The sequence below is a fragment of the Deinococcus sedimenti genome (assembly GCF_014648135.1).
GTDB classification, from domain to species: domain Bacteria; phylum Deinococcota; class Deinococci; order Deinococcales; family Deinococcaceae; genus Deinococcus; species Deinococcus sedimenti.
Genome location: NZ_BMQN01000056.1, coordinates 1 through 1,129 on the forward strand (window position 1 = coordinate 1; position 1,129 = coordinate 1,129).

General features: G+C 59.3%; 1 pseudogene. It reads right to left on the reverse strand.

Annotated elements, in window-relative coordinates:
* Window positions 1-1,129, reverse strand: a pseudogene (locus tag IEY69_RS21585) (IS3 family transposase); the annotation flags it as partial.

The following is a 1,129-nucleotide window of genomic DNA, read 5'->3' on the forward strand; positions in this document are numbered from 1 at the left end:
GGTGACTGATACCCCAACGACGAGTGACGACGGCGACGGTTATAGAACACTTCAATCCACTCGAACACCTCTGTCCGTGTCTGGGCACGACCCCACTGCGCTTCACCAAGCCCCATCTCCGTCTTCAATGTCGCAAAAAAGCTTTCCTGGACAGCGTTATCCCAGCATTCTCCTGCCTCGCTCATACTCTGAACGGCCTGCAATCTGTCCAGCGCCTGCTGGTACACATCGCTCGTATACTGGCTCCCTCGATCCGAGTGATGCAGGAGTCCGCCTGGTGGGTTCCGACGCGCCACCGCCATCTCCAACGCCGCTGTGACCAGCGGCGTCTGAAGTCGCTCATTCAGCGCCCAGCCGACGATTTTCCTCGAGTACAGGTCCATGACCGTCGCCAGGTACAACCAGCCTTCACGGGTGGGGATATACGTGATGTCCGTGACCCACTTCTGGTTCGGGCCGTCCGCAGTGAACACCCGATCAAGAATGTTTTCTGCGACTGGGCGCGAAGATTTCGCTTTCGTTGTCGTGCGGACCTTCCGTTTCCCACGCGCGACAAGCTGTGCTTGTCGCATGAGCCGCCTGATCCGCTGACGACTGACATGCTCTCCCTGTGCCTTCAGGTCGGCTTGGATGCGCAGCGCCCCGTATGTTCCCCGGCTTTCCTCGAAGCTGGTCCTGATTTTCTCGATCAGCACGCGGTCTTTTGTGATCCTCTTACACTCCGGCCTTCCCCGCGCAGCGTAGTACCCGCTGATGCTCACGTCCAGAATCCGGCACATCAGTTCCACTGGGAACTCGTTCTGGTGCCCCTCGATGAACTTGAAGATCAGGGCTGCTTCGCGAAGAAGGCCAGTGCTTTTTTCAGGATATCCCGTTCCTGTCGTGCAATTTCCAGTTCCCGCTCCAGTTCCTTGAGTCGAGCCTCCTGTGGTGAAAGGGTGGGGATGCCCCGCCCGGTGAAGGCTGGGCGGCCGGCGGCCGTCTGGGTGTCCTGCTGCTGCTTCCACCGGACGACGTAGTGAGGGGGAACGCCGAGGTCACGGGCAATCTGGGCGCAACTCTTTCCGGTCGTGCGAACCAGCCGGACGGCTTCTTGTTTGAACTCAGCGGTGAATTTCTGCTTGGGTAC